General features: G+C 73.6%; 19 protein-coding genes. 9 read left to right on the forward strand and 10 right to left on the reverse strand.

Annotated elements, in window-relative coordinates; all coding sequences use genetic code 11:
• The first annotated feature begins 22 nt into the window (after positions 1-22).
• Entirely contained in the window at positions 23-1,885 is a 1,863-nt protein-coding gene (locus tag EAD89_RS13690; RefSeq protein WP_121653200.1) for a tetratricopeptide repeat protein, read from the forward strand.
• 63 nt (positions 1,886-1,948) lie between these two features.
• Here EAD89_RS13690 and EAD89_RS13695 read toward each other — a convergent pair whose 3' ends face one another.
• Positions 1,949-3,526, reverse strand: coding sequence for an MDR family MFS transporter (locus EAD89_RS13695; protein ID WP_121675962.1), 1,578 nt, complete (start codon positions 3,524-3,526; stop codon positions 1,949-1,951).
• Positions 3,527-3,638: 112 nt separating this feature from the next.
• On the opposite strand from EAD89_RS13695, the gene EAD89_RS13700 reads away from it, so the two are divergent.
• Positions 3,639-4,262, forward strand: coding sequence for a TetR/AcrR family transcriptional regulator (locus tag EAD89_RS13700; RefSeq protein ID WP_121675963.1), 624 nt, complete (start codon positions 3,639-3,641; stop codon positions 4,260-4,262).
• Positions 4,263-4,308: 46 nt separating this feature from the next.
• Here the strand turns inward: EAD89_RS13700 and EAD89_RS13705 are convergent, their stop codons facing one another.
• The 8 genes from EAD89_RS13705 to EAD89_RS13740 all read right to left on the reverse strand — a co-directional run bounded on the left by EAD89_RS13705 (position 4,309) and on the right by EAD89_RS13740 (position 8,764).
• Complete coding sequence (locus tag EAD89_RS13705) at positions 4,309-4,818, reverse strand: GNAT family N-acetyltransferase (protein ID WP_121653203.1); 510 nt, start codon at positions 4,816-4,818, stop codon at positions 4,309-4,311.
• A complete protein-coding gene (locus tag EAD89_RS13710) occupies positions 4,815-5,036 on the reverse strand; it encodes a biotin/lipoyl-binding carrier protein (protein WP_199723320.1) in 222 nt (73 codons plus the stop codon). The genes EAD89_RS13705 and EAD89_RS13710 overlap by 4 nt, the downstream gene beginning before the upstream one ends.
• A gap of 206 nt (positions 5,037-5,242) precedes the next feature.
• Positions 5,243-5,374 carry a hypothetical protein gene (locus tag EAD89_RS31235; RefSeq protein ID WP_255421269.1) on the reverse strand — a complete coding sequence of 44 codons (132 nt, stop codon included), beginning with the start codon at positions 5,372-5,374 and terminating at the stop codon, positions 5,243-5,245.
• A 75-nt stretch (positions 5,375-5,449) separates the two neighbouring features.
• Positions 5,450-5,737 carry a mycothiol system anti-sigma-R factor gene (gene rsrA / locus EAD89_RS13720; RefSeq protein ID WP_121675965.1) on the reverse strand — a complete coding sequence of 96 codons (288 nt, stop codon included), beginning with the start codon at positions 5,735-5,737 and terminating at the stop codon, positions 5,450-5,452.
• Between the two features lies 1 nt (position 5,738).
• Positions 5,739-6,566 (reverse strand): sigma-70 family RNA polymerase sigma factor, encoded by an 828-nt coding sequence (locus EAD89_RS13725; RefSeq protein WP_121675966.1) that lies wholly within the window; start codon positions 6,564-6,566, stop codon positions 5,739-5,741.
• A 226-nt stretch (positions 6,567-6,792) separates the two neighbouring features.
• Entirely contained in the window at positions 6,793-7,410 is a 618-nt protein-coding gene (locus EAD89_RS13730) for an alpha/beta family hydrolase (RefSeq protein ID WP_121675967.1), read from the reverse strand.
• A gap of 53 nt (positions 7,411-7,463) precedes the next feature.
• Positions 7,464-7,856, reverse strand: coding sequence for a WhiB family transcriptional regulator (locus EAD89_RS13735; protein ID WP_121675968.1), 393 nt, complete (start codon positions 7,854-7,856; stop codon positions 7,464-7,466).
• 197 nt (positions 7,857-8,053) lie between these two features.
• On the reverse strand, positions 8,054-8,764 hold the full coding sequence (locus tag EAD89_RS13740; RefSeq protein WP_121675969.1) for an SOS response-associated peptidase: 711 nt from the start codon (positions 8,762-8,764) through the stop codon (positions 8,054-8,056).
• A gap of 101 nt (positions 8,765-8,865) precedes the next feature.
• On the opposite strand from EAD89_RS13740, the gene aroA reads away from it, so the two are divergent.
• From aroA to EAD89_RS13760, 4 genes are all read left to right on the forward strand, one after another.
• Positions 8,866-10,167: a 3-phosphoshikimate 1-carboxyvinyltransferase gene (gene aroA / locus EAD89_RS13745; RefSeq protein WP_121653211.1), complete on the forward strand. Its 1,302-nt coding sequence runs from the start codon at positions 8,866-8,868 to the stop codon at positions 10,165-10,167.
• 121 nt (positions 10,168-10,288) lie between these two features.
• Positions 10,289-11,299 carry a ribosome small subunit-dependent GTPase A gene (gene rsgA, locus EAD89_RS13750; RefSeq protein ID WP_199723317.1) on the forward strand — a complete coding sequence of 337 codons (1,011 nt, stop codon included), beginning with the start codon at positions 10,289-10,291 and terminating at the stop codon, positions 11,297-11,299.
• A 28-nt stretch (positions 11,300-11,327) separates the two neighbouring features.
• Positions 11,328-12,146, forward strand: coding sequence for a histidinol-phosphatase (hisN, locus tag EAD89_RS13755; protein ID WP_121675970.1), 819 nt, complete (start codon positions 11,328-11,330; stop codon positions 12,144-12,146).
• Positions 12,147-12,172: 26 nt separating this feature from the next.
• Positions 12,173-13,060, forward strand: a complete 888-nt coding sequence (locus tag EAD89_RS13760; protein WP_121675971.1) for a hypothetical protein — start codon at positions 12,173-12,175, stop codon at positions 13,058-13,060.
• A 27-nt stretch (positions 13,061-13,087) separates the two neighbouring features.
• Here EAD89_RS13760 and EAD89_RS13765 read toward each other — a convergent pair whose 3' ends face one another.
• On the reverse strand, positions 13,088-14,287 hold the full coding sequence (locus EAD89_RS13765; RefSeq protein WP_121675972.1) for a glycosyltransferase: 1,200 nt from the start codon (positions 14,285-14,287) through the stop codon (positions 13,088-13,090).
• A 235-nt stretch (positions 14,288-14,522) separates the two neighbouring features.
• Between EAD89_RS13765 and EAD89_RS13770 the strand changes: the two genes are divergently transcribed.
• The 3 genes from EAD89_RS13770 (at position 14,523) to EAD89_RS13780 (ending at position 16,979) form a co-directional block, all read left to right on the forward strand.
• On the forward strand, positions 14,523-15,521 hold the full coding sequence (locus EAD89_RS13770) for an SDR family oxidoreductase (protein ID WP_121675973.1): 999 nt from the start codon (positions 14,523-14,525) through the stop codon (positions 15,519-15,521).
• A 59-nt stretch (positions 15,522-15,580) separates the two neighbouring features.
• Complete coding sequence (locus EAD89_RS13775) at positions 15,581-16,318, forward strand: ATP-binding protein (RefSeq protein WP_233578642.1); 738 nt, start codon at positions 15,581-15,583, stop codon at positions 16,316-16,318.
• 88 nt (positions 16,319-16,406) lie between these two features.
• Positions 16,407-16,979, forward strand: a complete 573-nt coding sequence (locus EAD89_RS13780; protein WP_121653218.1) for a DUF5709 domain-containing protein — start codon at positions 16,407-16,409, stop codon at positions 16,977-16,979.
• Positions 16,980-16,981: the final 2 nt, after the last annotated feature.

A 16,981-nucleotide genomic window follows, 5' to 3' on the forward strand; every position in this document is an offset into this window, starting at 1 on the left:
AGGCTTGCCCCCGCTCCACCCGATGTCGCTGCGACGAGAGGACGACGTGCCCGAGGGAAGGGACGACCCCGCGCTCTCCGCGACGGAGGAGCTGGCCCTGGCCCGGCTGGCACTGGACGAGGGCGACCTGCACCACGCCGCCGGCCACCTCGCCGGCGCGCTGGCCCGGGCGCCCACCCTGCCGGAGGTGCACGAGACGTTGGCCCGGCTGGCCGCGGTCGGCAAGGGCGGGCTGGACCTCTTCCCGATCAACCACCACACCTTCGTCGGCGCGGTCGTCGCCCGCGCCCACCTGCTGGCCGCCGCCGGCCGTCCGGCCGAGGGGCTGGAACTGCTGGCCGCGGCCACCGGGTACGCGCCCGGCACGGAGTGGGCCGGCGTTCCGTGGGTGATCGCACCCGAGCTCGCCGAGAGACTGGACCCGGAGCACGTCGCCCGGGTCCTCATGCAGGTCTGCGCCGCGTTGCCCGACCCGGTGCCACGCGTCGGACGGGCCGCGCTGACGCCGTACCTCACGCTGGCCCGCAACGCGGTCACCGTCCGCCCCGAGCACGGTCTGCTGCTGGGCGCGGCGTCCGCGCTGGCCAGGCGGCTCGGCGAGGTCACGCTGGCGATCCGCTGGGCCAGCCGGGGGGTACGGTCCCAGCCGTCGAAGATGGGCGAGGTCTGGCTCGGGTACGCGTACCGCAGCGCCGGCCGCACCCGCGACGCCCTCGCGGCGCTCGGCCGGGCCGTCGCGTTGGACCCCGACGACCTGGCCATCTACGCGGACATCGCGGGCACCCTGGCCGAGACCGGCCGGCTGGACGAGGCGCTGGAGTGGACCGAGCGGGCGCTCGCCCGGGACCCGTCGTTCGACTGCGCGGTGCACACCGCCCACCGCCTGCGGCATCTGCGCGACGGCGACCTCGCCCACCTGGTGGCGCTCGCCGACTTCGTCCGCGACCATCCGGACGACAGCCACGAGCACGGCGACCTGGCCCAGTGCTGTCGCGGTCGGCCGTGGCTCGGCCAGCTGACGCCGGCCGGGGGCCCGCTGGTCGATGCTCTGCGCCAGGCGGTTGCCGACGACGACAACGGTGTCGGCAGTGCCGTACGCCTTCTGGCGGCAGCCCCGCCGAGCGCCGTGCGGACGGCCACGTCGGCCGCGCCCGGGCTGCGGATCGAGGTCACCGGCACGCCGCAGCCGGACCCGCGGGAACCGCGGCGGGCGTCCACCCGGCGGCTGTGGCACTACGCGGACAGCGTTCCGACGCCCGCGCTGCCGGCGCCCTCGGCGGCGGCGGTCGAGCGGATCGGGCAGGTCGCCCACCCGGCGTGGCCGCACCCGCCGGCGGCCTACGACGCGGCGGTCGGTCTGGCCGGCCTGGACGTGGCCGACCTGCTCGGGCTGCTCGTGCACCCACCGACGGCGCCGGCCAACGCGGTGGGCCGGCTCCTGGCCGCCCACGACCCGTCGGTCTGGGTACGCGGCGTGCAGGTGTGGGCCTGCCTGGGGCTGCTGCACCACCGCACCGACGAGCCGTGGGAGGACTCGACCCGGCGCCGGGTGCTGCTGGACCTGGTCTGGGGCGTGGAGGACTGGGTCACCGAGGCGGCGTTGTTCGCCCTGGTCACCGCCGCCTGGGTGGACCCGGCGGTGCGATCGGACGTGGCCCGGGTGGTGGCCGAGCGGCTGGCCGACGCGGCTGCGGTGGCCCGGGCCCGCCCGGTTCCGATCGCCGTCTCCCTGGCCCACCTGGCGTTGGCCGCCCCGGCACTGGACCCGGCCACCGCCGCGCTCGCCACCGAACTGCTCGGCGACCAGCCACCCGGGCTCCCGCGCCCCCGCAACCCGCTCCGCCGCCTCTGGCGACGCCTCACCGCCGCACGCCACCGCCCCTGATTCCGTAGAAAAGACGCGCCGCGCCGCCCCGGAGGGACAGCGCGGCGCGGCGGTGTGTCGGCGTCAGGCGACCGGAGCCTTGCCGAGAGCGATCTCGGCCTCCTCCTCCGGGGTGGCCTGCGTCGGCGCCTCGTTCGCGGTGCGCAGCGGGATCTCCTTGATGAACCAGGCGAGCACCGGGATCGCGATGGTGAACAGCACCGCCCAGAGGAAGACGTGCGAGATCGCGTCGGCGAGGCCGCCGAGCACCAGTTCGCGCGCCTGCGCGGGCAGCGCCTTGAGCTTCGCCAGGTCCATTCCGCCACCCTCGCCACCGAAGGCCCCACCGGCGGCGGAGTCGGCCAACCGGCTGGCGAAGATCGCGCCGAACAGCGAGATGCCGAACGAACCGCCGATCGACCGGAAGAAGGTGGCCGCGCCACTGGCCGCGCCGAGGTCCTTCTGCTCCACGCTGTTCTGCGCGATCAGCATGGAGGTCTGCATGAGGAAGCCCATGCCGGCGCCCAGCACGATCATGTACAGCGAGGACTGGAGCTTGCTGGTGTCGGTGTCGAGCAGGGTCAGCAGCCCCATGCCCGTGGCCATCACCACGCCGCCGATGATCGGGTACGCCCGGTACCGGCCGGTCTTCGTGATCGCCCGGCCGATGACCAGCGAGACGACCAGCATGCCGAACATCAGCGGCAGCAGCAGCAGGCCACTGTTGGTCGCGGAAGCCCCCTGCACGGTCTGCTGGTAGAGCGGCAGGAAGTTCATCGCGCCGAACATCGCGAACCCGAGCAGGAAGCCGATCAGCGAGATCAGCGCGAAGTTGCGGTTGGCGAAGAGTCCCAGCGGGAGGATCGGCTCCGGAACCCGGCGTTCCACCAGGCCGAACGCCACCAGCGCGAGCACGGACAGCACGGCCAGGCCGAGGATCTGCGGGGACGTCCAGTCGTACTCGTTGCCGCCCCAGGTGGTGATCAGCACGATCGCGGTGATGCCGACCGAGAGGAGCCCGGCGCCGAGCCAGTCGATCCGGTGCTCGGTGCGGTACTTCGGCAGGTGCATGGTGGTGATCAGCACCAGCAGCGCGACGCCGCCCAGCGGCAGGTTGACGTAGAACGCCCAGCGCCAGGAGAGGTGGTCGGTGATGAAGCCGCCGACCAGCGGACCGGCCACCATGGCGATGGCCATGATCCCGGCGATCATGCCCTGGTAGCGCCCACGCTCGCGGGGCGGCACCAGGTCGCCGATGATCGCCATCACGCCGACCATGAGGCCACCGGCGCCGAGACCCTGCACGGCCCGGAAGGCGATGAGCTGCACCATGCCGTCCTGGGGGCCGCCCAACATGCCCGAGCCCGCCATGCCGCAGAGCGCGGAGCCGAGCAGGAAGATGCCGACCGAGGTCAGGAAGACCGACTTGCGCCCGTAGAGGTCACCGAGCTTGCCCCAGATCGGGGTGGAGACGGTGGTGCCGAGGACGTACGCGGTGACCACCCAGGTGAAGTGGTCGAGGCCGCCGAACTCGCCCACGATCCGCGGCAGCGCGGTGCTGACGATCATATTGTCGAGCATCGCGAGCATCATCGCGATCATGAGGCCGAACAGCACGACCCGTACGTTGGGTCGCGCGCCGGCCTGGGTTGCCTGAGTCATGGGTAAGCTCCCCCCGAGGATTGCCACACTTACTTGCCGCCCGGCTAGTCACCTTACTAGCCGCACGGTAAGTTGGGCACCAAGTGACGGTCAAGCCAATTGGAGGGCGTGGGTGAGGGAGAGCACAGGCGGCACCCGTGAGCGGATCAAGGCCGTCGCGCTGGAGCTCTTCACCGAGCAGGGGTACGAGAAGACCTCGCTGCGCGAGATCGCCGAGCGGCTCAACGTCACCAAGGCCGCGCTCTACTACCACTTCAAGAGCAAGGACGACATCGTCGCCAGTTTCGTCGAGGACCGGCTGGAGCGGATGGACGCGCTGACCACCTGGGCCGAGTCGCAGCCGGCGACCCTGGCCACCCGGCGCGCGCTGATCTCCCGGTACGCCGACACGATGTTCGCCGGCGACCAGCCGTCGGTGATGCGCTTCTTCGAGCAGAACCAGACCGTGCTCAAGAGCCTCGCCTCCGGCCAGCAGATGCGCGGCCGGATGATGCAGCTGGCCAGCGCGCTCTGCCGGGGCGACGACTCGCCCACCGCCCAGCTGCGCGCCGTGCTGTCGCTGTTCGCCGTGCACAGCAGCTGGTTCGCCGTCCGGGCGCCGAACATCACCGACGACGAGCGCCGCCGGATCGCGCTGGAGGTGGCCGACGAGCTGCTGGCCGCGATCGGCGCGGAGCCCGACGAGAGTCCCGACGAGAGTGACGCGGGGGTCGCCTCGGCAAGCCCGCAGGGCTGACCGACCGGCGGATCAGCCGAGCCCGCAGGGCTGACCGACAAGCGGATCAGCCGCGGGGCAGCTCCAGCCGCAGGCCGAGCAGGTCCACGCCCGCCACCGGCGACCAGTCCTTCTCCGGGCACCGCACGAAGCCGAGCCGCTCGTACAGCCGGTGCGCCGAGACGGCCATCCCCGCACGGACGCAGATCACCACGGCCGCGCAGCCCAGCTCGGCCGCGCGGTCGACGCACGCCCGGGCCAGCGCCGCGCCCACGCCCCGGCCCTGCGCGGCCGGGTCGACCGCGAGCATCCGGAACTCCGCCTCGCCCGGCCCGGACAGCTCGGCGAACGGGGTGCCCGGCAGCACGAAGGTCACCGAGCCGAGCACCGCGCCGGTCGCCTCGTCCACCGCGACCAGCACCTCACCGCTGGTGGCCCGGGTCGACACGTCGGCCAGCACCGCGCCGTACCCGTGCTCGCCCTTGAGCTGGCCGTCCGCCTCGTACGCGGCCACGGTCAGCCGGGCCACCGCCGGGAAGTCGGCCGGGTCGGCGAGCCGGACCAGCAGCCCGCTCAATCGATCACCGCGATGAGGTCGCCGTCCTGCACGACGTCACCCTCGTTGACGGCGAGTTGCTTGAGCACACCGTCGGACTCGGCGACGACCGGGATCTCCATCTTCATCGACTCGAGGATCACCAGGGTGTCGCCCTCGGACACGGTGTCGCCGGCCGAAGCGACGACCTTCCAGACGTTCGCCACCATCTCGGCGCGGATCTCCTCGGCCATGTCCAGGCCCTCCCTTTTCCCGATGTGCCTGTCGACGTATCCAATCATGCGGCGGTCCGCGGCGGGCGCGGAGCGGTGCGGCCCGGGCGCCGGGACCGCCCCGCCGGAAGGCGTCGGGTGCCGGCCGCACTACCATCAGCGGGTCGGACCCGACGCCGGGCAGCCGGTGGGTACACCGGCGCCGAGGCCGCGCGCAGGGCGGATCCGACCCATCACGAGGAGGTCAGCATGGCGAAGAAGTCCCGGAAGAAGAAGGCCCGTAAGAAGAACGCCGCGAACCACGGCAAGCGTCCCAACTCCTGAACGGGCCGACGGGCCGACGGCCCGTCACCGGTCAGACCCACCCGGCGGACGCCGGGAACGCCGGTGGCCCGGGTCGAGATCGACCCGGGCCACCGGTTTGTCCGTTACGCCGACGCTCAGTCGGCCAGTTCGCGGGAATCGCTGGTCTCGAAGACCACCAGCTCGGTCAGCTTGACGCGTAGCCTCTCGCGCAGCTCGTTCGGCGCGGTCTCGTTGCCGCAGCAACGCGCCACCAGCGCCCGCACCTCCTGCTCCAGCCCGTACTCGCGCAGGCACGGCCCGCACTCGTCGAGGTGGTGCCGGATCAGCGTGCGCCGCTCGTCGGCGCACTCCAGATCCAGGTAGAGGTAGACCTCCGCGAGCACCTCACGGCAGTCCGTCTCGTGCGGCTCCCCACAGCTCACGTCACACCTCCCGGCCGGCAGCGGCAGCGGTCGAACCCTTCGAGGAGCGGGCCGCACTGAAGCCCCGTTCCGCGGCGTACTGCTCGAGCAGCTTGCGCAGATTACGACGGCCCCGGTGCAGACGCGACATCACGGTGCCGATCGGCGTGCCCATGATGTCGGCGACCTCCTTGTAGGAGAAGCCCTCGACGTCGGTGAGGTAGACGGCGAGCCGGAACTCCTCCGGCAACTGCTGGAGGGCCTCCTTGACGTCGCTGTCCGGCAGCCGGTCCAGAGCCTCGGTCTCCGCCGAGCGCAACCCGCTGGAGGTGTGCGACTCGGCCTCGGCGAGCTGCCAGTCGGTGATCTCCTCGGTCGGCGCCTGGATCGGCTGGCGCTGCCGCTTGCGGTAGGAGTTGATGTAGGTGTTGGTCAGGATCCGGTAGAGCCAGGCCTTCAGGTTTGTGCCCTGCTCGAACTGGTGGAAGGCGGCGTACGCCTTCAGGTATGTCTCCTGGACCAGATCCTCGGCATCCGCCGGGTTGCGCGTCATGCGCAGCCCAGCAGCGTAGAGCTGATCGACGAATGGCATCGCGTCCCGCTCGAAGCGGGCCCTGCGCTCGTCCGTCTTCTCCGTGGTCAACCGCACATCCCCTCGCGTCGGATGCTTTCCCGCCGAGGATACGCGCACGGACCTGCCCACAGATTCACTTCCGGCCGGTGTGCCCGTGCTCACCGCACCCACCCCGCCCGGTCCCGTCGTCGCGGGCCAGTCCGGGCCATCCAGCAGCTGCTTCAGCTGCCGGGCCTCCCGCTCGTCCCGTTCCCGGCTCCGTGTTTCGGTCGGCACCGGCCACCCCCTCGCAGAAAAGTCGTCCGCGGGTAGTAACGCGAGAAGACGGGTGGGGCATTCCGGCCCGCCCTCCCGTTCCTGGTCCCGGCAGCGGCGACGGCCGGCGCTGGGACCAGGAAGGGCCTGGGAGGATGTGGCCCCGCCCGTCCGAATCGGGCCGGCGGCACCATCGGATGCAACGACCCGCGCCCGGCACCGGACACGGTTCGTCCGGCCGACCCGGTCAGCCGGCCGCCCAGCCCTGGGCGCGTAGCCAGTCCCGCACGACGGCTGCCGTGCCGGCCGGATCCCTGCGCATGTCGTGGGTCTCCCCCGGCCGGGTCACCACCTGCACGGCCGGCCCCGGCTCCGGCACTCCGAATGGGTCCCGGTCGCCGTTGACCACCAGAGTTGGCAGCCCGGTGGCCAGTTCGGCGGCCCGGGAGCGCTCCGGGCGCCCGGGCGGGTGCAGCGGAAAGGCCAGCGCGACCACGCCGGCCGCGCCCACCGCGCGGGCTGTCCGGCAGGCCACCCGAGCGCCGCTGGATCGACCGCCGACCAGCAGCGTCGGGACGTCGGGCAGCCGGTCGCGCAACCCGTCGAGCACCGCCGTCCAGGCCTCGTCGAGGTGCCCGGCGGGAGCCGGCGCACGGCGGCCGGCGACCCGGTAGGGCTGGGTCACCCGCACCACCGCCAGACCGGCCGCGACGGCCGCGTCGCGCACCGCGAGCAGGTCGGGCGCGTCCACGCTGCCGCCCGCACCGTGCCCGAGCACCAGCAGGGCGGCGGCCTTCCCGACCGGCAGGTCGGTGTCGATCCGGGCCGGACCGCGCGGGGTCCCGATTTCGTCGCTGGGCAGCACCGACCCATTCTGCGCTGCCCCGGCCGGCGGCCGGGACAGGACCGCGCCGGTGGTCAGCTCAGCGGGACCAGGGTGAGCAGTCGGTCCCGTACCGGTGGGCCCGCCTCGTCGACGGCGTCCGGATCCGGCTCGACCTGGCCGCGCCAGGCCACCAGCATCGCCCGCCGCTCGCGCGGCGTCGTGCCGCCCCACACGCCGTGGCAGTCACCCACGTCCAGCGCCCAGGCCAGGCAGGACCCCTGGACGTCGCAGCTGCGGCACAGCGCGACGGCGGCGTCCGCCGGCTCGTTCGGCGCCGGAAAGAACGTTTCCGGATCGACGCTCTGGCATGTCCCTCTGGTACGCCAGGCGTCATCCTGTCGACGTTCGTGCAAGGCCCGCAGCAGTCGCGGATCTCGCCGCGCCGCGGCCACCTCGTGCGGGCGGGGCATACGCGCCCGTGTCATCCACCCACCTCCCCCGTGGGACCGGCAAGATCGGTGGATGTCGTCCGCCCCGTGCGAATCGACACCCACTACCGGCGCTGTGTTCTATCGCACTTCCGGACACCGAGACAAGGGCCTGCCGGGAAGATGACTGAACGGCCAGGCGACGAATCACGCGCAACCCCGGCAAATCGGCGCCCGACGATGCGCACGGGCCTTCAGAAGAGGGTCAGCTCCTGCGGCGCCACCGTCGGCGCCAGCGGCACCCGGGCGATCAACTGCGGGCCGTCGTTGCGGACGTCACCGACCGCCGGCCCGACCGGACGGATCTCCAACCCGGCGAGCTGGTCGGCCGCCGGCGGGACGAGCAACCGGTCCGGCTCCTCGGTCGGCCCCAGCCACGACGACCACCGCTCGGGCGGCAGCAACACGGGCATCCGGTCGTGGACCTCGGCCAGCTCGCCGAGCGCGGCGGTGGTCAGCACGCTGAAGGTGAGCCGGGTGTCGGCCCCGGACCCCCAGACCGACCAGATGCCGGCCAGGGCCAGCACCGAGCCGTCGGTGGGGGTCATGTAGTACGCCTGCCGCCCACCCTCGGGGTGGCGGACCCACTCGTACCAGCCGTCGGCCGGGACCAGGCAGCGGCGGCGGGCGAACGCCCCGGCGTACGCCCGGCTGGTGGCGACCGTCTCCACCCGCGCGTTGATCATCCGGGCCGCGCCGGCGGCCGACCGCGACCAGTGCGGCAGCAGGCCCCAACGGCCGACGCAGAGGCTGCGGTGCCCCTCCGGGGTGACCCGGACCAGCGGCACCGGGTCGGTCGGCGCGACGTTGTGGTCCGGCCCGATCCGGCCGTCGGTGTCGTCGGACGACTCGAACAGCGCGCTCAGCTCGCCGGAGCTCCGGGTCGTCGCGTACCTGCCGCACATGGGCACACGCTAACCCGTCGACGACGCGCCGGCTGTCCCGCCAACCGGGAGTTGGACCGCCGGTCGCCGCCGGTCGCCGGCCGACACGGCAGAATGTAACCGTGGGGAATCTGACCGCGACCCGGCCGCCTCAGCCGTGGACCGCACCAACCGCCTCCGATCCGGTGGCGGCCACGCTGCGCCTGCCCGGGTCCAAGTCGATGACCGCGCGCGCCCTGGTGCTCAGCGCGCTGGCCGCCGGCCCGTCGACGCTGGCCGGGCCGCTGCGCGCCCGGGACACCGAACTCATGGCGGCCGGCCTGCGGGCGATGGGCGCGCACATGTCGATCAGCGACGACGAGCGCTGGCTGGTCCGGCCACACCCGCTGGTCGGCCCGGCGCACGTGGACGTGGGGCTGGCCGGCACGGTGATGCGGTTCGTGCCGCCGGTCGCGGGGCTGGCCGACGGCCGGATCACCTTCGACGGCGACCCGCACGCCCGCACCCGGCCCCTCGGCCCGCTGATCGGCGCGCTGCGCTCGCTGGGCGTCCGGATCGACGTCACCGGGGCCGGCAGCCTGCCACTGACCGTGCTCGGCGCCGGCCGGATCACCGGCGGCGAGGTGGTGATCGACGCGTCCGCGTCCAGCCAACTGGTCTCCGGGCTGCTGCTGGCCGCCCCGCGCTTCGACCGGGGTGTCGTCGTGCGGCACGTCGGCCCACCGGTGCCGTCCGCGCCGCACCTGCGGATGACGGTGCAGATGCTGCGCGCCGCCGGTGCGGCCGTCGACGACACCACCCCCGACGTGTGGACCGTCGAGCCCGGTCCGCTCACCGGTCGCGGCTGGGAGATCGAGCCGGACCTGTCCGGCGCGGTGCCGTTCTTCGCCGCCGCGCTGGTCACCGGCGGTGAGGTCACCCTCCAGGGCTGGCCGCGCAGCAGCGCCCAGCCGGTCGAACAGCTGCGCTCGCTGCTGCACCGGATGGGCGGCGAGGTCACCCTCTCCACCACCGGGCTGACCGTCCGGGGCTCCGGCGTGGTGCACGGCCTGACCGCCGACCTCTCCGACGTGAGCGAGCTGACCCCGGCGCTGACCGCGCTGGCCATGCTGGCCGACTCGCCGTCGGTCTTCACCGGCATCGGGCACATCCGCGGCCACGAGACCGACCGGCTGACCGCGCTGGCGCGGGAGTTCACCGCGCTCGGCGCCGACATCACCGAGGCGCCGGACGGGCTGGAGATCCGGCCCCGACCGCTGCGCGGCGGTGTGTTCCGCACCTACCACGACCACCGGATGGCACACGCCGCCGCGGTGGCCGGGCTGGCCGTGCCGGGCATCGAGGTCGACGACGTCGGGTGTACCTCCAAGACCATGCCCGAGTTCCCGGCACTATGGTCAGCGATGGTGACCGGCAAGAGCTGAGGCGAGAAGAGGACGGGTCCTGGCGACCAGACGGCGGGAGTACGACGAGGACGACGTACGGGTCCGGCCCGGGAAGTCCTCGCGTCCGCGTACGCGTACCCGACCCCTGCACGCCGACGCGGTGGACGGCTTCGTCATCGCCGTCGACCGGGGGCGCTACACCTGTGTGCTGGCCGGGGCCGAGCACGGCGTCGCCGAGGCCGAGCTGCCCACGGTCACCGCCATGCGGGCCCGTGAGCTGGGTCGGAAGTCGGTCGTGGTGGGCGACCGGGTCGGTCTCGTCGGGGACACCTCCGGCGCGGAGGGCGCTCTCGCCCGCATCGTCCGGATCGCCGAGCGCCGCTCGGTGCTGCGCCGCACCGCCGACGACGACGAGACCACCGCTGAGGGCCGGCTGGAGCGGGTGGTGGTTGCCAACGCCGACCAGTTGGTGATCGTCAGCGCGCTGGCCGACCCGCCGCCCCGCACCGGGTTCATCGACCGCTGCCTGGTGGCCGCGTACGACGCGGACGTGGAGCCCCTGCTCTGCCTCACCAAGGCCGATCTGGCCGGCCCGGAGGAGGTGCTGGGTTACTACACCGAGCTGGAGCTGCCGTACGTGCTCAACCGCCCCGACTCCGACCTGGACGCCCTGCGCGCCCTGCTCGCCGGCCGGGTGTCGGTGCTGGTCGGGCACTCCGGGGTGGGCAAGTCGACGCTGGTCAACCGCCTCGTTCCGGACGCCGCGCGGGCGGTCGGCGTGGTCAGCGCGATCGGCCGTGGCCGGCACACCTCGACCAGCGCGGTGGCGCTGCGACTGCCGCCGGTGCCCGGCGTCGACACCGACCCGGGCTGGATCATCGACACCCCGGGGATCCGCAGCTTCGGGCTGGCCCACGTCTCCGCCGACAGCCTGCTGCACGGCTTCCCCGACCTGGTCGAGGGGACCGTCAACTGCCCACCCAACTGTCCGCACACGGCCGACGAGGCCGACTGCGGGCTGGACGCCTGGGTGGCCGCCGGCAAGGCCGACCCGCGCCGGCTGGCCTCGTACCGCCGGTTGCTCGCCTCCCGGGCCGGCGAGGGCGACGCGCGCGGCGAGACCGACCAGCGCGGGCCCGGCGAGGGCGACCGGCGCGGCCCGGACGAGTGACCCGCCGGGCGTCGGCTAGGTTGCCGGCATGACCGGGTACGCCGATGACCTCGACCTCGCCCACCTGCTCGCCGACCGGGCCGACGCCATCTCCACGGCCCGGTTCCGCGCGCTCGACCTGCGCGTCGAGGCGAAGCCCGATCTGACCCCGGTCTCGGACGCGGACACCGCCGTGGAGCGGGAGATCCGGGCGCTGCTGGCCGAGCACCGGCCGGCCGACGGGCTGCTCGGCGAGGAGTACGGCGACCAGCCGGCCAGCGCACCCGACGGCCGGCGGTGGATCGTCGACCCGATCGACGGCACCAAGAACTTCGTCCGCGGGGTGCCGGTGTGGGCCACCCTGATCGCGCTGTTCGACGGGGACCGGCCGGTGGTCGGCGTGGTCTCCGCCCCGGCGCTGGGCCGACGCTGGTGGGCGAGCCTCGGCGCGGGCGCGTACGCCGGGCCGGGCCCCGCCGCCGGCGAGCGGATCGGGGTCTCCGCCGTGCGGCGGCTCGCCGACGCCAGCTTCTGCTACTCGTCGCTGACCGGCTGGGAGCGCGCCGGGCGGCTCGACGCGATGCTCGACCTGATGCGGACCAGTTGGCGCAGCCGGGCGTACGGCGACTTCTACGGCTACATGCTGTTGGCCGAGGGCGCACTGGACGTGATGGTCGAGCCCGAACTGTCGCTGTGGGACATGGCGGCGCTGGCGCCGATCATCACCGAGGCGGGTGGGACGGTCACGGATCTGGCCGGTCGACCGGCCCCGGCGGGCGCGCCGGGCACCGAGAGCAGCCTGGTGGCCACCAACGGTGTGCTGCACGCCGACATCCTCGCCCGGCTCGATCGACCAGCCGAGCGCTGACCCTCGGCAGCCTCTATCCTCGCCAGGTGGTCTCCTCCGGCTGGTGTTTCCTCGCGGCGATGATCGTCGCGTACGGCGTCGCCAACCTCCTTCAGTCGGTGGCCGCGGCGCGCACCACGGTGCACCACACCTTCGATCCGGGCCTGCTGCTGCGGCTGGCCGGGCACCGGACGTACCTGGTGGGGTTGAGCTGCCAGATCGGCGGCTTCGTGCTCGCCTTTCTGGCCCGGCGTGACCTGCCGCTGTTCCTGGTCCAGGCCAGCGTGGCCGCCGGGCTCGGCGTCACCGCCATCCTCGGCGTGCTGGTGTTGAAGTGGCGGTTGCCGATGGCCGAGGTGGCGCTCCTGGCGCTGCTCTTCGCCGGGATCACCGCGCTGGTGCTGGCCGCCCGGCCGGCGCCGTCGAAGCAGCTCGGCACCGCCGGTTCGGTCGCCCTGCTGGTGGCGCTCGGCGTGATCGCGGTGCTCGGCTTCTTCGCCGTCCGGTTACAGGGGTCGCCCGGTTCGGTGGCCCTCGGCTCGCTGGCCGGGCTGGCGTTCTCCTCGGCCGCGGTGGCCGCCCGGCCGCTCGCCTCCGCGCCGTCCGCCGAGGCGTTCCTCGCCGACCCGCTGTTCTACCTGCTCATCGTCCACTCGATCGTCGGTCAGCTGCTGCTCGGCCTGGCCATGCAGCGCGGCTCCACCACCGCCGCGGTCGCCGCGATGGACGCCGCCGGGGCGGTGCCGGCGGCGATCGTCGGCCTGCTGCTGCTGAACGACAAGATCTGGCCGGGTCGGGAGTGGCTGGCCGCGGTCGGCTTCCTGGTCACCCTCGCCTCGGTGATCGGGCTGACGCGGTACGCGGAGCCGCAGCACCACCACGCGAAGGCACGCCACCGCGACCGTGCCATGGTGGGCGTCGGTCAGCCCGGCTGACCGACACCCACCCGCGCCGCGCCCCGCTCAGGCCTCGACCGGTTTGCGGCGGCTCACCACGCGCTCGTAGAGGCGCTCCAGCGCACCAGCGGTCCGTTCCCACGTGTAGCTGCTCCGGACCCGATCCACCGCGGCGTGGCCGTACGCGAACCGCCCGGCGTTGTCGGCGAGCAGCCGGCGCAGCGAGACCCCGAGGGTCCGTACGTCGCCGGGCGGCACCAGCCGGCCGGTGACCTCGTCGACGACGGCATCGGCCAGCCCACCCATCGCGTAGCCGACCACCGGCACCCCGCAGGCCATCGCCTCGAGCGAGACCCGCCCCGCCGACGAGTAGTGCGGCGTGCAGGCCACCACGTCCGCCGACCGGTACCAGGTGGCCATCTGGTCGTGCGGCACGCCGCCGACGAGTCGTACCTGATCGGCCACCCCGACCTGTTCGGCCAGCTCGCGCAGCCGGCGCGCCTCCGTGTGGTTGGTCAGCTGGTCGACCAGCGGCCCGCCGGCGATCACCAGCTCGGCGTCGCCGACCAGGCGCATCGCCCGGATCAGGTCCTCCTGGCCGTGGCCCGGGGAGAGCCCGCCGACGGAGAGGATCCGCGCCCGCTGCTCGCGCGGCGCCGCCTCACCGTCGGGGTGGAAATGCTCGGTGTCCACCCCCGCCGGCACCATCGCCACCGAGCTGCGTTGCAGGCCCATCCGGGTCAGCTCGTCCACCTCGTCGTTCGACTGGGCGACCGCGATGTCCACCGCCCGGGTCAGCGCGCGTTCCAGCGGGATCCGCTCCCCCGGCCCGTCGTACCGGCCCCCCAGGTGGCGCAACTGCTCGACGCCGAGCGAGTGGAAGGTCTGCACCACCGGGATGTCGGTCTCCCGGACCGCGTGCGCGGCGGCCAGGCCGCCGATCCAGTAGTGCCCGTGCACCACCTCGGGCCGCCAGGCGCCGGCCCACTCGTCGGTCAGCCAGCGGCCGAACTCCGTCACGTGTGGGATCAGCCCGGCGGTGGGCAGTGGCGTGGGCGGACCGGCGGGCACCCGATGCACCTGATAACCGTCGACGTCCACCGTCGCCGGCAGCCCCGGGCCGTCCCGGCGCTCGTAGAGCCGGACGTCGTGGCCTCGGCCGGCCAGCTCCGCGGCGACCCGCGCGATGTGCTGTTGGGTACCGACCGGCGGGCCGTCGGCATGCCGGTACGAGCTGGTGTGCGCGCAGACGAGGCCGACGCGCATGGGTCACCTCCCTGCGATCTTTCCTCGGCGGTGTCCTCCCGGTCAGAGCGTCCCATTAACCGGGTGACCGGGAGCCGAAACCTGGCAGATCAGGAACAGTCAGCGCAGGTGCCACCGACACTTGCGCCACGACAATCACCAGAGACCCGGCACGGCTGCCGGGCGGGGCGATTCCCGCGTTGATCGACCACCGGCCGGTGGTATGACCAGGCCGCACCGCGGGTACCGCTCAGGAATGCCGCTGACCCGCAGCCTCGACGATTCGACCGTGGTGATCACCGGCGCCTCCAGCGGGATCGGCACGGCCACCGCGTACGCGCTGGCCCGCCGGGGCGCCGCCGTCGTGCTGGCCGCCCGCAGTGAGCCGGCGCTGCGGCAGGTCGCACAACACTGCCGGGAGCTGGGCGGCCGGGCGCTGGCCGTACCGACCGACGTGACCGACCTGGAGTCGGTGCAGCGGCTGGCCGACCGGGCGGCGACCGAGTTCGGGCGGATCGACGCGTGGGTGAACAACGCCGCGGTCGGTGCCGTGGGCCTTTTCGACGAGATCCCGGTCGCCGAGTTCCGCCGGGTGGTGGAGGTGAACCTGCTCGGGGCGGTGCACGGCATCAAGGCCGCGCTGCCGCACCTCGGCGCCGCCGGCGGAGGTGTGCTGGTCAACAACGCCTCCGTGTTGGCCGAGGTGGCGATGCCGTACCAGTCGGCGTACAACGCCACCAAACACGGCATCCGGGGGCTAGCCGACACGGTCCGGCAGGAACTGCGGGTCACCGGCCGGGGGCAGATCTCCATCTGCACCGTGCTGCCGGCAACCATGGACACCCCGTTCTTCCGGCACGCGGCCAACCACAGCGGACGTCAACTGGTGCCACCACCGCCGGTGTACCCGCCGGAGGTGGTCGCCGAGACCATCGTCCGGCTGCTGCGCCGGCCCCGCCGCGAGGCGTACGCCGGCGGCGCCGCCCGGCTGATCGGCCTCCAGTGGAGGCTGGCGCCGGCGCTGATGGAGCGCACCCTCGGCTGGTACGCCCACCGGACCCAGTTCGGCCCCGGCGCCCGGATGGACAGCAGCGGCAACGTGTTCCATGCCGATGCCGAGGGTCGCCGGAACGGTGGCTGGCACGGCCGGCGGCGGCACCTGGTGCGGGTCACCGCCGCGTTCGGGCTCGCCGCCGCCGGCACCGCGGTCGGCACGATGGCGGCGATCACCCGCCGGTCCCGGTTGGCCCGCTGATGGCGGGCATCGACCGCCCGGATGCGACCGCCGTCACCCGGGAGCACAATGGGGCGATCATGCCGACCGACGCGCGTTGTCTGGTGGAGATCGACGAGCCGACCGGGGTGGTCCGGCTGACCGGAGTGCTCGATGCCGCCGGCGCCGACACGGTCCGGGCCGCGCTGCTGGCCCAACTCTGCGACCGGCCCGGCCCGGTGGTGGCCGACGTGACCGGGTTGCGGGTCGCCGACCAGGTGGGGCGAGGCCTCTTCGCCGAGGTTCGCCGCGAGATCGCCGACTGGCCCGCCGCGGACCTGCTGCTCTGCGACCCGGCGGTCCCCGGACCCGGTCCGGACGCCGCACTCGCCGGCGTACCGGCCTGGCCCACCCTGGACGACGCGCTCGCCGCGGCGCCGCTGGCGGCGGTCCTCACGGCCGAGCTGGCTCCGACCGTCGGCGCCGCCCGGCAGGCCCGTGAGCTGGTCACCACCGGCTGCCGGCACTGGGACGTGCGGACTCTGGCCGATGCGGCGAGCATCGCGATCACCGAGATGGTCAACAACGTGGTGGCGCACGCCCACACCTCGATGACCATCCGGCTGGCTCCCCAGGCCGGCACCCTGCGCGTGGCGGTTCGCGACCACTCCCACCTCCGCCCCGCGTTCGTCGGGCTGGCCCCACCGACCCGGGCCGGTGGGCGCGGCCTGCTGCTGATCGACACGGTGGCCCGCCGGTGGGGCACCAGCCCGGTACCGGACGGCAAGGTCGTCTGGTGCGTGCTGCATCCCGAGGACGAAACCGACCCCCCCGACTGACGGGCCGTTCCCGCCCTGGTGTCCGGCTCAGCACCACACGGCCGGCGGCCGCCGGTTACGGCGGCAGGGCAGCGGGTAGTGATCAGACATGCGCGACAACGAGTACCCGACCCCCGTATCCGACACCGAGGCGGAGGGGCTGCCCGACACCGCCGACGACGACTCGACCGCCAACGACGACGTGCTCACCGGGCGCGAGGCGGATGGCCCCGAGCCGGCGCAGCTGCCCGGCGACCGGACCCCGGTGGCGGTGGACCGGTTCGGGACCACCGCCGAGGAGCAGCTCGACGGTGAGTCGTTGGACTACAAGCTCCAGCGGGAGAGCTTCGAACGCCCGGTGGACGACCCGCTGGCCGGCCCGGTCGACCCGAAGATCGCATTCGAGGCGGACAACGAGGCGGCCGCGGCGGAGGCCCAACTCGACGCCGACGTGATGGACCCCGGTCCGACGTCGGACCCGAACTCGCCGGTCTCCCTCTACGACCACGGTCAGCTCGGCACCGTGGCCGACGCCACAGTGGGCCGACTGGTGGAACCGGACGAGGGGGCGCACACCGACCAGGAGACCGACTCCGTGGCGTACGACGCCGGTTCGGCCGGCGGCGGTGCGACCGCCGAGGAACTGGCCATCCACGAGACGGAACCGCCGCGCTCGGTCTGACC

It is taken from the genome of Micromonospora sp. BL4 (assembly GCF_003667505.1).
In the GTDB taxonomy this organism is placed as follows: Bacteria; Actinomycetota; Actinomycetes; order Mycobacteriales; family Micromonosporaceae; genus Micromonospora.